This window comes from Paraburkholderia lebeckiae (assembly GCF_050436225.1).
Classification (GTDB): Bacteria; Pseudomonadota; Gammaproteobacteria; order Burkholderiales; family Burkholderiaceae; genus Paraburkholderia; species Paraburkholderia tuberum.
The window spans coordinates 4,145,629-4,162,803 of record NZ_JBNDLU010000002.1 but is presented as its reverse complement, the minus strand read 5'-3'; the positions used below and the strand labels follow the sequence as shown (position 1 = coordinate 4,162,803).

At 62.9% G+C, this 17,175-nt stretch carries 13 protein-coding genes and 1 pseudogene; 9 read left to right on the top strand and 5 right to left on the bottom strand.

The window, feature by feature from the left end; translation table 11 throughout:
- Position 1 precedes the first annotated feature (1 nt).
- The gene (locus tag OKW45_RS33750) at positions 2–613 is read left to right on the top strand and encodes a TetR/AcrR family transcriptional regulator (protein WP_018418677.1); all 612 of its coding nucleotides are present in this window, start codon (positions 2–4) and stop codon (positions 611–613) included.
- A 277-nt stretch (positions 614–890) separates the two neighbouring features.
- Positions 891–1,559: a GNAT family N-acetyltransferase gene (locus OKW45_RS33745; protein WP_018418678.1), complete on the top strand. Its 669-nt coding sequence runs from the start codon at positions 891–893 to the stop codon at positions 1,557–1,559.
- A 96-nt stretch (positions 1,560–1,655) separates the two neighbouring features.
- On the opposite strand, the gene OKW45_RS33740 is transcribed toward OKW45_RS33745, so the two are convergent.
- A complete protein-coding gene (locus tag OKW45_RS33740) occupies positions 1,656–2,153 on the bottom strand; it encodes an Lrp/AsnC family transcriptional regulator (RefSeq protein WP_018418679.1) in 498 nt (165 codons plus the stop codon).
- Between the two features lie 188 nt (positions 2,154–2,341).
- On the opposite strand from OKW45_RS33740, the gene hppD reads away from it, so the two are divergent.
- Positions 2,342–3,439 (top strand): 4-hydroxyphenylpyruvate dioxygenase, encoded by a 1,098-nt coding sequence (gene hppD, locus OKW45_RS33735; RefSeq protein WP_429473163.1) that lies wholly within the window; start codon positions 2,342–2,344, stop codon positions 3,437–3,439.
- 138 nt (positions 3,440–3,577) lie between these two features.
- Here hppD and OKW45_RS33730 read toward each other — a convergent pair whose 3' ends face one another.
- Complete coding sequence (locus OKW45_RS33730; RefSeq protein ID WP_429473162.1) at positions 3,578–3,778, bottom strand: hypothetical protein; 201 nt, start codon at positions 3,776–3,778, stop codon at positions 3,578–3,580.
- A 386-nt stretch (positions 3,779–4,164) separates the two neighbouring features.
- Between OKW45_RS33730 and OKW45_RS33725 the strand changes: the two genes are divergently transcribed.
- Positions 4,165–7,761 (top strand): indolepyruvate ferredoxin oxidoreductase family protein, encoded by a 3,597-nt coding sequence (locus OKW45_RS33725; protein WP_429473161.1) that lies wholly within the window; start codon positions 4,165–4,167, stop codon positions 7,759–7,761.
- A gap of 159 nt (positions 7,762–7,920) precedes the next feature.
- On the opposite strand, the gene OKW45_RS33720 is transcribed toward OKW45_RS33725, so the two are convergent.
- Entirely contained in the window at positions 7,921–10,203 is a 2,283-nt protein-coding gene (locus OKW45_RS33720; protein WP_429473160.1) for an NADP-dependent malic enzyme, read from the bottom strand.
- A 361-nt stretch (positions 10,204–10,564) separates the two neighbouring features.
- Entirely contained in the window at positions 10,565–11,809 is a 1,245-nt protein-coding gene (locus tag OKW45_RS33715; RefSeq protein WP_429473159.1) for an MFS transporter, read from the bottom strand.
- A 311-nt stretch (positions 11,810–12,120) separates the two neighbouring features.
- On the opposite strand from OKW45_RS33715, the gene OKW45_RS33710 reads away from it, so the two are divergent.
- Entirely contained in the window at positions 12,121–12,807 is a 687-nt protein-coding gene (locus OKW45_RS33710) for an orotate phosphoribosyltransferase (RefSeq protein ID WP_018418686.1), read from the top strand.
- A 144-nt stretch (positions 12,808–12,951) separates the two neighbouring features.
- Here OKW45_RS33710 and OKW45_RS33705 read toward each other — a convergent pair whose 3' ends face one another.
- Entirely contained in the window at positions 12,952–13,632 is a 681-nt protein-coding gene (locus OKW45_RS33705; protein ID WP_018418687.1) for a response regulator, read from the bottom strand.
- Positions 13,633–13,901: 269 nt separating this feature from the next.
- On the opposite strand from OKW45_RS33705, the gene OKW45_RS33700 reads away from it, so the two are divergent.
- The 4 genes and pseudogenes from OKW45_RS33700 to OKW45_RS33685 all read left to right on the top strand — a co-directional run.
- Complete coding sequence (locus tag OKW45_RS33700; RefSeq protein ID WP_429473157.1) at positions 13,902–14,498, top strand: YbhB/YbcL family Raf kinase inhibitor-like protein; 597 nt, start codon at positions 13,902–13,904, stop codon at positions 14,496–14,498.
- Positions 14,499–14,589: 91 nt separating this feature from the next.
- A complete protein-coding gene (locus OKW45_RS33695; RefSeq protein ID WP_026225500.1) occupies positions 14,590–15,162 on the top strand; it encodes a flavodoxin family protein in 573 nt (190 codons plus the stop codon).
- A 222-nt stretch (positions 15,163–15,384) separates the two neighbouring features.
- Positions 15,385–16,332 carry an N-acetyl-gamma-glutamyl-phosphate reductase gene (gene argC, locus OKW45_RS33690; RefSeq protein WP_429473156.1) on the top strand — a complete coding sequence of 316 codons (948 nt, stop codon included), beginning with the start codon at positions 15,385–15,387 and terminating at the stop codon, positions 16,330–16,332.
- 476 nt (positions 16,333–16,808) lie between these two features.
- Positions 16,809–17,059 (top strand): annotated as a pseudogene (locus tag OKW45_RS33685) (DUF2957 domain-containing protein); the annotation flags it as partial.
- Between the last annotated feature and the right edge of the window lie 116 nt (positions 17,060–17,175).

Below are 17,175 nucleotides of genomic sequence, written 5' to 3'. Positions count from 1 at the left end.
CATGGCCCGCACACGAGCCCCCGACCACGAAACTCAACGCGAGCAGATTCTCGAACTGGCCGCCGCGAAGTTTGCGCAGACCAGCTATCCAAGCACGTCGATGGCCGATCTTGCCGCGGCGAGCGGCACCTCGAAAGCGCGCCTCTATCACTATTACGAGAGCAAGGAAGCAATCCTGTTCGATCTGCTCGATCGCTACACGAAGCGCCTGATGCTGATCATCGCCGAGGTGGAAGGATCGAGCCAGCGGCGCGAACTGAGCGAGCGTGAAACCTTCGCGGAGCTGATCCGCGCGTTCCTGTCCGAGTATGAGACGTCGCACAGCCGGCACGTCGCGCTGCTGAACGATGTCAAGTATCTGGTCGATTCGCAGCGCGAGATCATCCTGAACCGTCAGCGCGACGTAGTCGCCGCCTTCGCGCGGCAGCTCGTGCGCGCCTATCCCGAACGGGCGACACGCGACAACCAGACCGCGCTGACGATGATGGTGTTCGGCATGATCAACTGGACGTTCACGTGGCTCAAGCCGGACGGCCGGATGGGCTATCGCGAGTTCGCCGAGCAGGTGGTCGGCATGGTCGAGCATGGTCTCGGCAGCGCGCCGGCCAGGTAGACGACGGTCTGAACAGATCGCAACCCGCGCACGGATGTTGCAAAGCAACAACATGCAGACCAGATAAATCAGCGCAGGGAATCCATGCGGCATCGTGTCACGAACGTGCGATCAGTTTTAATTCATGTTTAAAATCAATTAATTAAATTGAGGGCTCCAGCGTTCCAGGTATTCACCTCGATTTTTGATACGGGTTTTCCCTAGGGAATGGCTTAGGTTTCCGTTAAAATCGGTTTTGCGGTGCACAACGCCGCCTGATTAAAAGGAGAACCCGACCATGAACATGCTGACCCATCGCAACACGAAGCCGATCGCGTCGAACGATCGCGCGTTGCCGCCTGCTGGACGCGCGCACGTTCTGGTCCGTGAACTCACCGCCGCCGATCGCGAACGCCTGCTTGCTCACTTCCTCGCGCTCGACGAAGAAGACCGTCTGCTGCGCTTCGGCCAGGTCGTGCCGAATCATGTGATCGAAAACTACGTGCGCGCGATCGACTTCACGCGCGACACCGTGTTCGGCGTGTTCAACAGCAAGCTGGAACTGAGCGGCGTCGGCCATCTGGCCTACCTGCCGGCCGAAGGCAACAAGCGCACCGCCGAATTCGGCGTCTCCGTGCTCGAAAGCGCACGCGGCATCGGTATCGGCTCGAAGCTATTCGAGCGCGCCGCGATCCGCAGCCGCAACACGCATGTGACGACGCTGTACATCCACTGCCTGGCGCGCAATTCGACCATGATGCACATCGCCAGGAAGGCCGGCATGAAGATCGAGTACGCGTATGGCGAAGCCGACGCATATCTGACGCTGTCGCCGGCCGATCAGTCGAGCATCCTCGCGGAAATGCTGCAGGAGCAGGCCGCCGTGTTCGATTACGCGCTCAAGCGCCACGCACGCCAGGCATCGCGACTGTTCGAGTCGTTCATGCCGGTGGCTGTCGCTGCCTGAATAATCGCTACGGGGAAATGAGATGGGGCGGCCGCAAGGTCGCCTTTTTTCTGTCTGTACCCAATCAACGCCACACGTAGGACCGTGCGCGTGAAGCTACAAAATGGGCAGCGCTGTCGTTTCCTTGATCCTTTCTAGCGAAAAGCTCGATTTCACATCGATCACCGATGGATGCCGCAGCAATTGATCCTGCACGAAGCGTGAAAAGTGCGCCATGTCCTCCACCTGGACGCGCAGCAGGTAATCCATCTCACCCGTCATCGCGTGACATGCGACAACTTCGGGCCACGTCTGCACGGCCGCGCCGAACAGATCGGCGTGCGTGGCCTCGCCATGCGGACTGAATGCGCGACCGCCACCCTTCTCCAGCCGCACGCTGACATACGCGAGCAGGTCAAGCCCGAGACGTTGCGCGTCGAGCAGCGCGACATAGCCGCGAATCACGCCGCTTTCCTCGAGCCGGCGAATCCGCCGCAGGCACGGACTCGGCGACAGATTGATCCGTTCCGCTATCTCCTGATTCGACAGCCGGCCATTCTCCTGAAGGATCGTCAGAATGCGTCGATCGATCGCGTCTATCCCGTTATTAGCCATGTTCTGCCGCGCATCCGTTGAATGAAGGCATAAACTGCCTCAAGCGTAGGGACGCGCGATTAAGTTCGCAAGTATTTGCCTTCATCTCAGTCCTACACTCGCCCTATCCGGTCGCGCCCAGCCGACCGTCCCGCGCGCTCACCACCAGCGCGCCTCGGCAACCCTCTTGCATGGGATGGAGACAGAAAATGCAGGTTTCTACTTGGGAAAACCCGGTCGGCACCGACGGCTTCGAATTCATCGAATACACAGCGCCGGACCCGATAGCGCTCGGCAAGCTGTTCGAACGGATGGGCTTCACGGCCGTCGCGAGGCATCGTCATAAGGACGTGACGCTGTATCGTCAGGGCGACATCAACTTCATCGTCAACGCGGAAAAGCATTCGTTTGCGCAGCGCTTCGCGCGCTTGCATGGCCCGTCGATCTGCGCGATTGCGTTTCGCGTACAGGACGCTGCGAAGGCGTATAGCCAGGCGCTCGAAAAGGGCGCATGGGGTTTCGACAACAAGACCGGCCCGATGGAGCTGAACATCCCGGCGATCAAGGGCATTGGCGATTCGCTGATCTATTTCGTCGACCGCTGGCGCGGCAAGAACGGCACGGCGCCGAACAGCATCGGTGACATCGATATCTATGACGTCGACTTCGAGCCGATTCCGGGCGCGAACCCGAACCCGGTCGGCCACGGCCTGACCTATATCGACCACCTGACGCACAATGTGCATCGCGGACGCATGCAGGAGTGGGCGGAGTTCTACGAGCGCCTGTTCGACTTCCGCGAGGTGCGCTACTTCGACATCGAGGGCAAGGTGACGGGCGTCAAGTCGAAGGCGATGACCTCGCCGTGCGGCAAGATTCGCATTCCGATCAACGAGGAAGGCTCGGACACCGCCGGTCAGATCCAGGAGTATCTGGACGCGTACCACGGCGAAGGCATCCAGCACATCGCGCTCGGCACCAGCGACATCTACCGCACGGTCGACGGCCTGCGCGCATCGGACATTTCACTGCTCGACACGATCGACACGTACTATGAACTCGTCGACCGACGCGTGCCGAATCATGGCGAGCCGCTCGAGGAACTGCGCAAGCGCAAGATCCTGATCGACGGCGCACCGGACGATCTGCTACTGCAGATCTTCACCGAAAACCAGATCGGCCCGATCTTCTTCGAGATCATTCAGCGCAAGGGCAACCAGGGCTTCGGCGAAGGCAACTTCAAGGCGCTGTTCGAATCGATCGAGCTCGATCAGATTCGCCGCGGCGTCGTACAGGACAAGACCTGACCACGGAGACTCGCGCCTGATCGGCGCGCAGCAGAAAAAAGGGCGAGGATCGCAGGATCCCCGCCCTTTTACGTTGCAACGCCGCCGCTCTCTTCGGAACGGCGGCCGGTCGTCATTAGACGCGCGCGATGCGGTGCGTCATGAATTCTGCCTGTACAGGTCGCTGCCGATCGCACCGTCGACCCGCGCCGTTCCCGGACGCGCCGGCGCCATCCGCGCCGTGCGGACGATCGCGTTCGACAGTGCCCCCGTGCTGCCCGGATTCGAGCGCACCGGCGCGCTCATCGCGAAGAAAGCGGCGGAAACCATCAGGAAGGTCTGGATGTTTCTTTTGTTCATGCGTACTCCTTTTCTAACTGCCCTGCTGTCCAGAAGCTGCACAGAATGCGCGGCGTTCGGCATCGCTCGCAGGTCGGGGTTAGACAGTGGTTTTCACTGCGGTTCCGCAAATTTGTAGGTTTTACAGCTTGTTACACGCGCAGGCGCAATACGACTCCATTCCGGCGGAAATCCGCGACAACTGCTGACAACATGTAGGCAACTCGTCGCGGAACCGGCCGAAATCAGATCGTGCGCGGGCGATTTTTGATCCGCTGCGGCGGGTTTCCACCAGTGCTACCATCGCTTAAAACCCGTCAATATGACGACCCCGGCCCCAGCATTCACGAGATGCCGGGGCCAGAAAAGTTTTGGTGATCCCAAGCTGAAGTGGAGGAGTACACATAATGAATGCCCCGCTAGACGCAGGTCAGCGAGCCTCGCTCGAAGCCGCGTTGTCTTCCGTCACGCTCGACGACAAATACACCCTCGATCGCGGCCGCGCGTACATGAGCGGCATCCAGGCGCTGGTGCGTCTGCCGATGCTGCAGCAGGAACGCGACCGCGCCGCCGGCCTCAACACGGCCGGCTTCATCTCCGGCTACCGCGGATCGCCGCTCGGCGGGCTCGACCAGTCGCTCTGGAAAGCGAAAAAGCATCTGGCCGCGCACCAGGTCGTGTTCCAGCCCGGCGTCAATGAAGACCTCGCGGCCACCGCGGTGTGGGGTTCGCAGCAAGTCAATCTGTACCCGAGCGCCAAATACGACGGCGTGTTTTCGATGTGGTACGGCAAGGGCCCCGGCGTCGACCGGTCTGGTGACGTCTTCAAGCACGGCAACTCGGCCGGCTCGTCGCGGCACGGCGGCGTTCTCGTGCTCGCCGGCGACGATCACGCGGCCAAATCCTCGACACTGGCGCACCAGTCCGAACACATCTTCAAGGCATGCGGCCTGCCGGTGCTGTTTCCGTCGAACGTGCAGGAATATCTGGACTTCGGCCTGCACGGCTGGGCGATGAGCCGCTACTCGGGCCTCTGGGTCGCGATGAAGTGCGTGACCGACGTGGTCGAATCGTCCGCATCGGTCGATATCGATCCGCACCGCACCAACATCATCCTGCCGGAAGACTTCGTGATGCCCGACGGTGGGCTGAACATCCGCTGGCCCGATCCGCCGCTCGTGCAGGAAGCGCGTCTGCTCGACTACAAGTGGTACGCGGGCCTCGCCTACGTCCGAGCGAACAAACTCGACCGCGTCGAAATCGATTCGCCGCATGCGCGCTTCGGCATCATGACCGGCGGCAAGGCCTATCTCGACGTGCGTCAGGCGCTGACCGACCTCGGTCTCGACGACGAAACCTGCTCGCGCATCGGCATCCGGCTGTACAAAGTCGGCTGCGTGTGGCCGCTCGAAGCGCAAGGTGCGCAGGCCTTCGCACGCGGTCTCGACGAAATTCTGGTGGTCGAGGAAAAGCGCCAGATCCTCGAATACGCGATCAAGGAAGAGCTGTACAACTGGCCCGACGCGCAGCGCCCGCGCGTATTCGGCAAGTTCGACGAGAAGGACGGCGCGGGCGGCGAATGGTCGGTGCCGATGGGCAACTGGCTGCTGCCGGCGCACTATGAGCTGTCGCCCGCGATCATTGCGAAGGCGATCGCCACGCGGCTCGACAAGTTCGATCTGCCATCGGATGTGCGCGCCCGCATTGCCGCGCGCATCGCGGTGATCGAGGCCAAGGAAAAGGCGCTCGCGCGGCCGCGCGTCGAAGTCGAGCGCAAGCCGTGGTTCTGCTCGGGCTGCCCGCACAACACGTCGACCAACGTGCCGGAAGGCTCGCGCGCGATGGCCGGCATCGGCTGTCATTACATGACGGTCTGGATGGATCGCAGCACCAGCACGTTCAGCCAGATGGGCGGCGAAGGCGTCGCGTGGATTGGCCAGGCGCCGTTCACGAACGACAAGCACGTGTTCGCCAATCTCGGCGACGGCACCTACTTCCACTCGGGGCTGCTCGCAATTCGCGCGGCGATCGCGTCGAAGGCGAACATCACCTACAAGCTGCTGTACAACGACGCGGTCGCGATGACGGGCGGCCAGCCGGTCGATGGCGTGCTGAGCGTGCCGCAGATCACGCATCAGCTCGCCGCCGAAGGCGCGGCGAAGATCGTCATCGTCACCGATGAGCCGGAGAAGTACGCGGCAAACGTCGGCCTCGCGCCCGGCGTCGACATTCACCACCGCGACCAGCTCGACGACGTGCAGCGTCAGCTGCGCGAGGTTCCGGGCACCACGATCCTGATCTACGACCAGACCTGCGCGACCGAAAAGCGCCGTCGCAGGAAACGCGGCGCGTATCCCGATCCTGCACGGCGCGTCGTGATCAACGAAGCGGTGTGCGAAGGCTGCGGCGACTGCTCGGTGAAGTCGAACTGCCTGTCGGTCGAACCGCTCGATACTGAGTACGGCACGAAGCGCCAGATCAACCAGTCGACCTGCAACAAGGACTTCTCGTGCGTGAACGGCTTCTGCCCGAGCTTCGTCTCCGTTGAAGGCGGCCAGTTGCGCAAGCCGAAGGCGGCGTCGAGCGCCGGCGCCGAAATGCCGCCGGTGCCGGATCCCGAGTTGCCGTCCATCGACCGTCCGTACGGCGTTCTGGTGACGGGCGTCGGCGGCACGGGTGTCGTCACGATCGGCGCGCTGCTCGGCATGGCCGCGCATCTCGAGAACAAGGGCGTCACGGTGCTCGACGTCACCGGCCTCGCGCAGAAAGGCGGCGCCGTGATGAGCCACGTGCAGATCGCGAAGCAGCCCGCCGACATCCACGCAACCCGCATCGCAATGGGCGAAGCGAGCCTCGTGATCGGCTGCGACGCGATCGTCACCGCCAGCGACGAATGCGTGTCGCGGATGCACGCGGATCGCACGCGCGTCGTGCTGAACAGCGCGCATACGCCGACGGCCGAGCTGATCAAGAACCCGAACTGGCGCTTCCCCGGCAGCAGCACCGAAGCCGACGTGCGCGCCGCGGCCGGCAATGACAATGTCTCGACCGTCGACGCGAATCACTTCGCCGTCGCGCTGCTCGGCGACGCGATCTACACGAACCCGTTCGTGCTCGGCTATGCGTGGCAGCGCGGCTGGGTGCCGCTCACGCACGAGTCGCTGATTCGAGCGATCGAGCTGAACAATGTGCAGGTGGAGAAAAACCTCGCGGCGTTCGAATGGGGCCGGCGTGCCGCGCACGATCTGGCCGCGGTGCGCAAGCTCGCGGAATCGCAGGGGCGCGGCGATCCGGCCGACAGCGCGGGCGGCAAGATCATCGCGCTGCATACGCCGAAGGCGCTCGACACGCTGATCGACAAGCGCGCCGACTATCTGACGGCCTGGCAGAACCGTGCGTACGCGGAGCGCTATCGCGCGCTGGTGTCGCAGGTGCGGGCCGCGGAAGAAGCGCTCGATGCCGCCGACGGCCAAATGCCGCTGACCGAGGCGGTCGCGAAGAACCTGCACAAGCTGATGGCGTACAAGGACGAATACGAAGTCGCGCGTCTGTACAGCGACCCGGCGTTCATCGAAAAACTGAACACGACGTTCGAAGGCGACTGGAAGCTGCACCTGCATCTCGCGCCGCCGACGCTATCGAAGAAGGACGCGCACGGCCATCTGGTTAAGAAGAAGTACGGTCCGTGGATGTTCCGCGCGATGCACGTGCTCGCGAAGCTCAAGTTCCTGCGCGGCACCGCGTTCGACGTATTTGGCAACACCGAGGAGCGTCGCACCGAGCGCGCGCTGATTGGTGAATACGAGGCATTGGTGCGTGAGCTGATCAGCGGGCTGACTTCTCAGAAACGCGATCTCGCGGTCGAGCTAGCGGATCTGCCCGACGGCATCCGCGGCTATGGGCATGTGAAGGAAAACAACCTGAAAGGCGTGCGCATCAAGTGGAACGAGCTGCTCGCGCGTTGGCGTTCGCCGAATGCGGGCAAGACGCAGCACGCGGCTTGATCGACTCTCCCAGCTGAACCGAAAAGCGGCGGTCTGCACGGACCGCCGCTTTTTTTCAGGCGCAAAAAAACGCTACGGAACCGCAGTTCCGTAGCGCTTCTGCCTGGGCCGCCGCGCGCGCGTTACTGCTGCGCCCGCGCCAACCTCACGTGACGCACGTTACTTCGCGTTCACCGACTTGCGCGCGTTCGCCGAAGCGACCGCCGTCATGTTGATGATCCGGCGCACGGTCGCGGCCGGCGTCAGGATATGCACCGGCTTTTCCGCACCCAGCAGGAACGGTCCGACCGTCACACCCTCGCCGCCCACGACCTTCAGCAGGTTGTACGCGATGTTCGCCGCTTCGACGTTCGGCATGATCAGCAGATTCGCCTCGCCGGCGAGTGTCGTGCCCGGGAACGCGGCCTTGCGGATCGTCTCCGACAGCGCCGCGTCGCCGTGCATTTCACCGTCGATTTCGAGCGACGGCGCGCGTTGCGTGATCAGCTTGCGCGCCGCGGCCATGCGCTGCGACGACGACGACGGCGCGCTGCCGAAGTTCGAGTTCGACAGCAGCGCGACCTTCGGCGTGATGCCGAACTTCTCGATTTCGCGCGCGGCGAGCATCGTCATGTCGGCGAGCTGCTCGGCGGTCGGCACTTCGTTCACGTACGTGTCGCAGATGAACATGTTGCGGCCCGGCAGCATCAGCAGATTCATCGCGGCGAAGTTCTCGACGTCGTCGGCCTTGCCGAGCACCTGCTCGATGAAGTTCAGATGCGTGTGGTACTGGCCGATCATGCCGCAGATCATGCCGTCCGCTTCGCCAAGGCGCACGAGGATCGCGCCGATCAGCGTGTTGAACTTGCGCATCGCAGCCTTCGCGACGTCCGGCGTCACGCCTTCGCGCGCGCCGAGTTCGTGATACGCCTGCCAGCACTTGTGATAGCGCGGATCGTCTTCCGGATCGACGATCTCGACGTCTTCGCCGCACTTGAGCTTCGAGCCCATCTTCTTCAGACGCATCTCGATCACGGACGGACGGCCGACCAGGATCGGCTTGGCGATCTTTTCGAGCAGCACGAACTGCGCGGCGCGCAGCACGCGCTCGTCCTCGCCTTCCGCGAACACGATGCGCGCCGGTGCCGACTTTGCCGCCGCGAACACCGGCCGCATCACCATGCCCGAGCGATAGACGGTCGCGCCGAGCTGTTCGCGGTATGCATCCATGTCCTGGATCGGGCGGGTCGCGACGCCCGAGTCCATTGCGGCCTGCGCGACGGCCGGCGCGATCTTGATGATCAGGCGTGGATCGAACGGCTTCGGAATCAGGTATTCGGGACCGAATTCGAGCGAGTGGCCTTCGTAGGCCTTCGCGACTTCATCGCCCTGGTCGGTTTCCTCGGCCAGTTCGGCAATCGCGCGCACGCACGCGAGCTTCATTTCTTCGGTGATCGTCGTCGCGCCGACGTCGAGCGCGCCGCGGAAGATGAACGGGAAACACAGCACGTTGTTGACCTGGTTCGGATAGTCCGACCGGCCGGTCGCGATGATGCAGTCCGGGCGCACCTTGCGCGCTTCTTCCGGACGGATTTCCGGCTCGGGGTTCGCGAGCGCGAGAATCAGCGGCTGCGAGCCCATTTCGGCGACCATTTCCGGCTTTAGCACGCCGGCGCTCGAGCAGCCGAGGAACACGTCGGCGCCGCGGATCGCATCGGCGAGCGAGCGCGCTTCGGTGTGCGCCGCATAGCGTTCCTTCGACGGATCGAGGTTGCCGCGCCCTTCGTAGATCACGCCCTTCGAGTCGGCGACGAGGATGTTCTTCTTCGACAGACCGAGATTGACGAGCAGATCCAGACACGCAATGGCCGCCGCGCCCGCGCCCGAACAGACCAGCTTCACGTCGTCGAGCCTCTTGCCGACCACCTTGAGGCCGTTCAGGATCGCCGCCGACGCGATGATCGCGGTGCCGTGCTGATCGTCGTGGAAGACCGGAATCTTCATACGCTCGCGCAGCTTCTTCTCGATGTAGAAGCACTCGGGCGCCTTGATGTCCTCGAGGTTGATGCCGCCGAGCGTCGGCTCGAGCATTGCGATCGCCTCGACAAGCTTGTCCGGATCGGATTCGCTCAACTCGATGTCGAACACGTCGATGCCCGCGAACTTCTTGAACAGACACCCCTTGCCTTCCATCACCGGCTTCGCGGCAAGCGGGCCGATATTGCCGAGGCCGAGCACCGCGGTGCCGTTCGTGATCACGCCGACGAGGTTGCCGCGCGACGTGTACTTCTGCGCGTCGAGCGGTTCCTCGTGAATTGCCATACAGGCTGCCGCCACACCCGGCGAATACGCGAGCGACAAATCCAGCTGGTTCGACAGCGGCTTGGTGGGCGTCACCGAAATCTTGCCAGGTTTCGGATTCTGGTGATATGCGAGAGCGCTTTGCTTGAGTTGTTCGTCCATTTCTAGGCCTGCGAAACGTAAGTGATTGGGCCCGGCGACACACACCGTTGCAGCGCTTTCATCTGTCGGACGGATAGCCGGCCGAGGCGGTTTTCGCACGCGCCCGGTCAGGCACGACGGCTTACCTCGACGAAGACGGACGATGTGGAGTGCTTCGCGGGTCGATCAGTGTACACCCCGGACGCGTCGATGCACTGAGTGGTTAACAGGACTCGCCATTAGCGAAACAGGCGCTCAGGACGCGGCGTCGCCACGACCCGGCCATGTGCTTTTCCGCCACGCGACGGGGTGCCATGCGGGCCGCATGGTCCACGTATTCGCAGTATTCGAAGCGATTGAAGGACGCGCTTCGTCGACGCGGTCAGTCGAGTTCGACGCCGCGTCGCTCAGGTATCAGAACCAGGGTCGCGAGGATGTCGAGCAGGTAAATCGACGCCAGTAGCGCGAGCGCCGCGCCGAACGAGTAGCGCGCCGCCAGCGCGCCCACGACGACCGGCCCAAAGCCGCCCACCGCGCGCCCCGCGTTGAACAGCACGTTTTGCGCGGTGGCGCGCGCATCGGTTGGATAGAGCTCCGAAATCAGCGCGCCGTAGCCGCCGATCATGCCGTTGACGAACACCCCCATCGCCGCGCCGCCGATCAGCAACGCCATCGGCGTTGTCAGTTGCGCGTAGACGAACACCATGACGACGGCGCCCGCCTGGTAGAACAGGAACGTCGGCTTGCGGCCGAAGCGGTCGGCGGCGATGCCGAATAGCCAGATGCCGACCGCCATGCCGAGAATCGTCGCGGCGGTCCACAGCCCCGATTTGGTCAGCGAGTAGCCGAAGGTCTTCGACAGATAGCTAGGTAGCCAGATCATCAACCCGTAATAGCCGAAGTTCTGCACCGAGCACAGGATCGTGACGCCGAGGCTCGCGCGCGTCGTGCGTCCATCGACGAACAGCAGTTTCAGCGGCAGCTTGCGCATGCCGCGCGCGACGCGTTGGTCGAAAAGCGCCGGTTCCTCGACGCGGCGCCGCACGAAGAACGACGCGACCGCCGGCAGCAGCCCGAGCGCGAACATGCCGCGCCAGCCGATCACCGGCAGCAGCAGCGGCGTCAGCAACGCGGCCGCCAGCACGCCAAGCTGCCAGCCGAGCCCGACATACGACGACACCCGCGCCCGCTGCGACGCCGGCCACGCTTCGGCGACCAGCGTCATACCGATGCCGAATTCGCCGCCCAGCCCGATCCCGGCGATGGTCCGATAGATCAGCAGGTCCGTGTAGCCTTGCGCGAGCGCGCACAGGCCGGTGAACACCGCGAAGATCAGGATCGTCCACGTCAGCATGCGCACGCGGCCGAAATAATCGCTGAGCACGCCGAAGAGCACGCCGCCCGCCACGGCACCGATGAGCGTCCATGTGACCAGCGCACCGGCCTGCGAGGAACTCAGATGCAGGTCGGCGGCGATCACCGGCAGCATGAAGCCGAGAATCAGCAGATCGAAGCCGTCCATCGCATAGCCCAGCACCGACGCAAGCAGCGCGCGGCCCGCATAGCCCGGTTTGACGGCGGAGCGGGTTTCGGTGGCGGAGGCGGAGGCGGGTGGAGCGGCGTTCATTGAAAGCATTCCGTAGGTCTGAAGGCGGCTGCGTGGGAAGCGTCCCGGGAAAGTCGCGTGAGTGTAAAGGCGGCCTCACCAGGTCACAAGACGGTGCGCGCGCCAAAGCGCCCGCCGGCTGCGCCGCCGCGCATGACGGCCTCCTCTGTGCGACCCATTTCAGGTAAAATAGCCGCCCACGCGCGCAGCAAAAGCCGGTCTGTGCTCTTCCCCGGCCGCGTATTCCGCCCAGCATGGCGCGGCATACCCCGCTTGCTGCGCCACCGGGCCCGGCGCCCGCTTCTCCCCCGCTCACTCCGAAGGATCCGCCCATGACAGGCTTCGATCGCCAGACGATCTCCGACACCACCGCCAAGATGCTGCTCGAAGTGCAAGCAGTGCATTTCAACGCGGAGAAACCGTATATTTTCACGTCCGGCTGGGCGAGCCCGGTGTATATCGACTGCCGCAAGCTGATCTCGTATCCGCGTGTGCGCCGCGGCCTGATGGAAATGGCCGAAGCGACGATCCTGCGCGACGTCGGCTATGAGCAGATCGACGCGGTCGCCGGCGGCGAAACCGCGGGCATCCCGTTCGCGGCATGGCTGTCCGACCGCCTGATGGTGCCGATGCAGTACGTGCGCAAGAAGCCGAAGGGTTTCGGCCGCAACGCGCAGATCGAAGGTCTGCTGACCGAAGGCCAGCGCGTGTTGCTCGTCGAAGACCTGACGACCGACAGCCGCAGCAAGATCAACTTCATCAACGCGCTGCGCACCGCCGGCGCGACGGTGAACCACTGCTTCGTGCTGTTCCACTACAACATCTTCAAGGAAAGCGTGTCGGTGCTGAAAGACATCGACGTCGATCTGCACGCGCTCGCCACGTGGTGGGACGTGCTGCGCGTCGCGAAGCAGAACAACTACTTCGACACGAAGACGATCGACGAAGTGGAGAAATTCCTGCATGCGCCGGCCGAGTGGTCCGCTGCACATGGCGGTGCGACGTCCACGCCGCAATAAAGCCATCGCGGTAAGGCAGTGACAATAAAAACGTAGCCGCTTTATGCGGATCGAATGAAAAAGCCGCCCGTTGCGAGACAGGCGGCTTTTTTTATCGCCGATTGTTTATCGCCGATTACCCGGCGGACGAAACGAGGCCCGATATCAGGACTGGTTCGCGACGTCCATACTCGAAAGATTCAGCAAACCATTGCTCTGCGCATACTGGAATAGTTGGGAGTCGCGATCGATTCCGAGCTTGCGCATGGCCGCGTTTTTTTGTGTGCTGATCGTCTTGATGCTGCGATTCAAACGCCCCGATATTTCCTTGATCGTCATACCCGATACGAACAGGCGCACGACTTCGAGTTCGCGCCGCGACAGCTTCGAGTCGTCGCGCTTGCCGGCTGAATTGACCCGCAACCCATCGAGCACCGCCTTCACCGACGGACTCATATAGGTCATACGACGGCCCACGTGTTGTACCGCAAGCGCAATATGGCTGAGATCGTCCGATTTGTTCACGACCGACGTCACGCCAAGTTCCTTGAGCCGTTTGAGCAATGCGGCGTTCTCGAGCATGGTGAGCACGACGATCGGTAGATTCGGGAAATTGCGGCGCAAATAGTCGATGAGTTGCAAGCCGTCGCCGTACTGACCGCCCGGCATGGCCAAGTCGGTGACGAGCACGTCGCATTCGGTGGATTGCAACAATTTGATAAGTTCAGTCGACTGCCTTGCACGCCCAACGACTTGCATACCGGGAAATTTGAGCAGCGCATTTTCAGCGCCAAACAGAATAACCGGATGATCGTCTGCCACCACGACCCTGAGTGAAACTTGCATCGCCCTCCTCTGGACGGATAAACCGGTCTCCACAACTTCTAACACTGCTTTCGACGCTCGCTATTAAAACGAGTCAAATACAGTCAGGATCGCGCGACAACCCTCTTACTATAGCTGATTTCCTGTCTGCGAATTCCGCGGGACGCGAACATATTGCGTCGCAGAGCTAATCAGCGCTGGTGTTAGACTTGACTCGACCTTGGGGCACAATTCAGGACAACGACCGTCGCGAGGACCCGCGCCTCGCACCCTGACAGGAGAACCGGCATATGCCCGTGCGTTGCCTGGTTGTTTCGCTGGCTTCATCTTGGCGGCATCGATCGCTCGCCGTCGGCGCGATGCTCGCGCTATTCGCAGCGCATAGCGCCGGTGCGCGGGCCGACGAGCCGTTCACGCTGACGAGCGCGAGCGTGCGCGCGGGCGGCACCGTAGAGAATGCGCAGGTGTTCGACCGGAACGACTGCAAGGGCGGCAACCGTTCACCGCAGCTCTCATGGCGCGACGCGCCGGCCGGTACGCGCGGCTTCGCGATCACGATGTTCGACGAGGACGCGCCGGGGCGCGGCTGGTGGCACTGGGCGGTCGCGGGCATCCCCGCCACGGTCGACAGCCTGCCCGAGAATGCGAGCTCGTCCGGTTTCCTGCGCAAGCTCGGCGCGGTCGAAGGGCGCAACGACTTCGATACCGACGGCTATGGCGGCCCGTGCCCGCCGCCCGGCAAACCGCATCGCTATATCATCACCGTGTACGCGCTGAACTCGGCCGATCTGCGTCTCGCGCAAGGACGTCCCGCGTTGATGTTCGATCACGAGATCGGCACGGCCGCGATCGGCAGCGCGCGGCTGGTGGTCAATTATGGGCGCTAGTGGCGGCCATCGCGGTCGTCATGGGGCGCCGCCGCGCCGCATCGCCTGGCTTGTGCCGTTCGCCTTCCCGATCGCTTTGCTGGAGCACTTCATGTCGAAGATCGTCATCGTTTATCACAGTGGCTACGGCCACACGAAGAAGGTCGCCGAAGCCGTGCTCGCAGGCGCGCTGGAAGCCGGTGCGCAGGCGAAGATGATGCCGGTCGGCGACCTCGACGACGCCTCGTGGGACGAACTCGCCGCCGCCGACGCGCTGATCTTCGGCGCGCCGACCTACATGGGCGGTCCGTCGGCCGACTTCAAGAAGTTCGCCGACGCCAGTTCGAAACCGTGGTTCGCGCAGGCGTGGAAAGACAAGATCGCAGCCGGCTTCACGAACTCGGCGACGATGAACGGCGACAAGTTCTCGACCATTCAGTACTTCGTCACACTGGCGATGCAGCACAGCATGATCTGGGCCGGCACCGGCATGATGCCGTCGAACACGAAGGCCGCGACGCGCAACGATCTGAACTTCGTCGGCGGCTTTACCGGACTGCTTACGCAATCGGCGGCCGATGCGTCGCCCGACGAAGCGCCGCCGCCGGGCGATCTCGAAACCGCGCGCCTGTTCGGCGCGCGCATTGCGGGTGTCACCGCGCGTTGGATCGCGCCGCGCGGGTAGCGGCGCGCGGCTAGTGGCTGAACGGCGCCGAAACGACGTGGCGGCCCATTTGCGGTTAATCTTCGGTCATCAGCCCGCATTCGCCGCGCAACGGGTCACGCCGACGTCACGTTGTGCGCGCATCGTCGTTTTTTCGCGCTGCACCGCACGGTCGCGGCGATGAGGTCTTAAAATAACGTTCCGGCGCGGCGTCGCGCCCCGTTTCCAGCGAGTGAGATTGAGATGAGCACGAAAGTTTTTGTCGACGGACAGGAAGGCACGACCGGCCTGAAAATTTTTGAATACCTGTCGCAGCGCGCCGACGTCGAAATCCTGCGTATCGAAGAAGCGAAGCGCAAGGACCTGGACGAGCGCCGTCGTCTCATCAACGCGTCGGACGTCACCTTCCTGTGTCTGCCCGATGTCGCCTCGCGCGAGTCGGCCTCGCTCGTCGAGAACGACCGCACGGTGCTGATCGATGCGAGCACCGCGTTCCGCACCTCGCCCGACTGGGCCTACGGCCTGCCCGAGCTGGCTCGCTCGCAGCGCGAGCGCCTGCGCACCGCCAAACGCATCGCCGTGCCGGGCTGCCACGCCTCGGCGTTCGTGCTCGCGATGCGACCGCTCGTCGAAGGCGGCGTCGTCGCACCCGAGTTCGCCGCGCACGCCTATTCGATCACTGGCTACAGCGGCGGCGGCAAGAAGATGATTGCCGACTACGAAGCCGGCGGCAACGACAGACTCAGGAGCCCGCGCCCGTACGCGCTCGGCCTCACGCACAAGCACCTGCCGGAAATGGCCACGCATACGGGCCTGAAGTCGGCGCCGATCTTCACGCCGATCGTCGGCGACTTCTACAAGGGCCTCGCGGTCACCACGTACTTCTCGCCGGGACAGCTCGCGAAGAAGACGACGCCGCAGGACGTGCAGGCTCAGTTCGCCGAATACTACGCGGGCGAAGCGTTCGTGCACGTCGCGCCGTTCAGCGCCGACGCGAGTCTCGACAACGGCTTCTTCGACGTGCAGGCGAACAACGACACCAACCGCGTCGACCTGTTCGTGTTCGGCAACGAAGAGCGCTTCGTGACCGTGGCGCGGCTGGACAATCTCGGTAAGGGCGCGTCGGGTGCGGCGATCCAGTGCATGAATCTCGCGATCGGCGCGGCCGAAGACACCGGTTTGAAGCGTTAGGCGAGTCGACCCGCATCCGCGGTGCCACGAAAAAAAGCCGGTCTTCACAGACCGGCTTTTTTGTTTTAAAGCCCGCACATTAAAATTGATACAACACATTTCTGCCTGGTAGTCGTCCGAATTACCTGAAATAAAAATCGGATTCTTCACTCGAGTCGGCAATTCATTCCTCTAGTTACATCGCACTGAATTGTTTTCCGCGCATAGGAAGCTCCGAATTTTTTTGCGAATGGGCGTGCCAGGATGATAGAGCCTTTTTGCCGCGACGCTTGTCCAGCAAGCGTATTGGCGAAACAACGATGCCGCGTTCAGCGTGAAAAATCCTTTTCCGTTTAACAAGGCCGCGCATGCCCGTGCAGTGCGTGCGCTGAAATTCGTGCTGTTTGAATCGATATTTTTAGATTGCCACTTCAACTGACAGCGAATAAATGCACTGCAAAATGACTCCGCACAATTAAATAAAGGGAGACAGCAGCATGTCGCAGGGCACAACTCGCGGCCTGGCAATGGCTATTGCCACAGCACCTTTTCTTATCGCTTGCGACAGCGGCAAAGCCGACAATCCGGGCTCCGTCACACCGGCGCAGCGAGTTGCGGTACGCAAGGTGCGCCGACGCCCAGCGCTAGCACCGCGACGCTGTGCCCCGACACCGCGCACATCGTCAAAAGCATTTACCTCGGCGGCGCCGGCAGCGGTGAAATCGTTCAGCTGAATATCGACGCGACACGCCGACGCCGACGAACGGCCGCAGCTTCGCGGTCGCCGTGTCGTATAAGTGCTGAATCTGATTTTCCGCGGTCGCGGCGCCGCTTTGGGCGCGCGGCGAATTCCGGGCAAAAAAA

What these genes read in the sequence shown, in the direction of transcription:
- OKW45_RS33720 (WP_429473160.1), bottom strand. Translation starts at nt 10,203, where the DNA reads ATGGACGAACAACTCAAGCAAAGCGCTCTCGCATATCACCAGAATCCG.
- argC (WP_429473156.1), top strand. Translation starts at nt 15,385, where the DNA reads ATGAGCACGAAAGTTTTTGTCGACGGACAGGAAGGCACGACCGGCCTG.
- OKW45_RS33750 (WP_018418677.1), top strand. Translation starts at nt 2, where the DNA reads ATGGCCCGCACACGAGCCCCCGACCACGAAACTCAACGCGAGCAGATT.
- OKW45_RS33695 (WP_026225500.1), top strand. Translation starts at nt 14,590, where the DNA reads ATGTCGAAGATCGTCATCGTTTATCACAGTGGCTACGGCCACACGAAG.
- OKW45_RS33715 (WP_429473159.1), bottom strand. Translation starts at nt 11,809, where the DNA reads ATGAACGCCGCTCCACCCGCCTCCGCCTCCGCCACCGAAACCCGCTCC.
- OKW45_RS33725 (WP_429473161.1), top strand. Translation starts at nt 4,165, where the DNA reads ATGAATGCCCCGCTAGACGCAGGTCAGCGAGCCTCGCTCGAAGCCGCG.
- OKW45_RS33700 (WP_429473157.1), top strand. Translation starts at nt 13,902, where the DNA reads ATGCCCGTGCGTTGCCTGGTTGTTTCGCTGGCTTCATCTTGGCGGCAT.
- OKW45_RS33730 (WP_429473162.1), bottom strand. Translation starts at nt 3,778, where the DNA reads ATGAACAAAAGAAACATCCAGACCTTCCTGATGGTTTCCGCCGCTTTC.
- hppD (WP_429473163.1), top strand. Translation starts at nt 2,342, where the DNA reads ATGCAGGTTTCTACTTGGGAAAACCCGGTCGGCACCGACGGCTTCGAA.
- OKW45_RS33745 (WP_018418678.1), top strand. Translation starts at nt 891, where the DNA reads ATGAACATGCTGACCCATCGCAACACGAAGCCGATCGCGTCGAACGAT.
- OKW45_RS33740 (WP_018418679.1), bottom strand. Translation starts at nt 2,153, where the DNA reads ATGGCTAATAACGGGATAGACGCGATCGATCGACGCATTCTGACGATC.
- OKW45_RS33705 (WP_018418687.1), bottom strand. Translation starts at nt 13,632, where the DNA reads ATGCAAGTTTCACTCAGGGTCGTGGTGGCAGACGATCATCCGGTTATT.
- OKW45_RS33710 (WP_018418686.1), top strand. Translation starts at nt 12,121, where the DNA reads ATGACAGGCTTCGATCGCCAGACGATCTCCGACACCACCGCCAAGATG.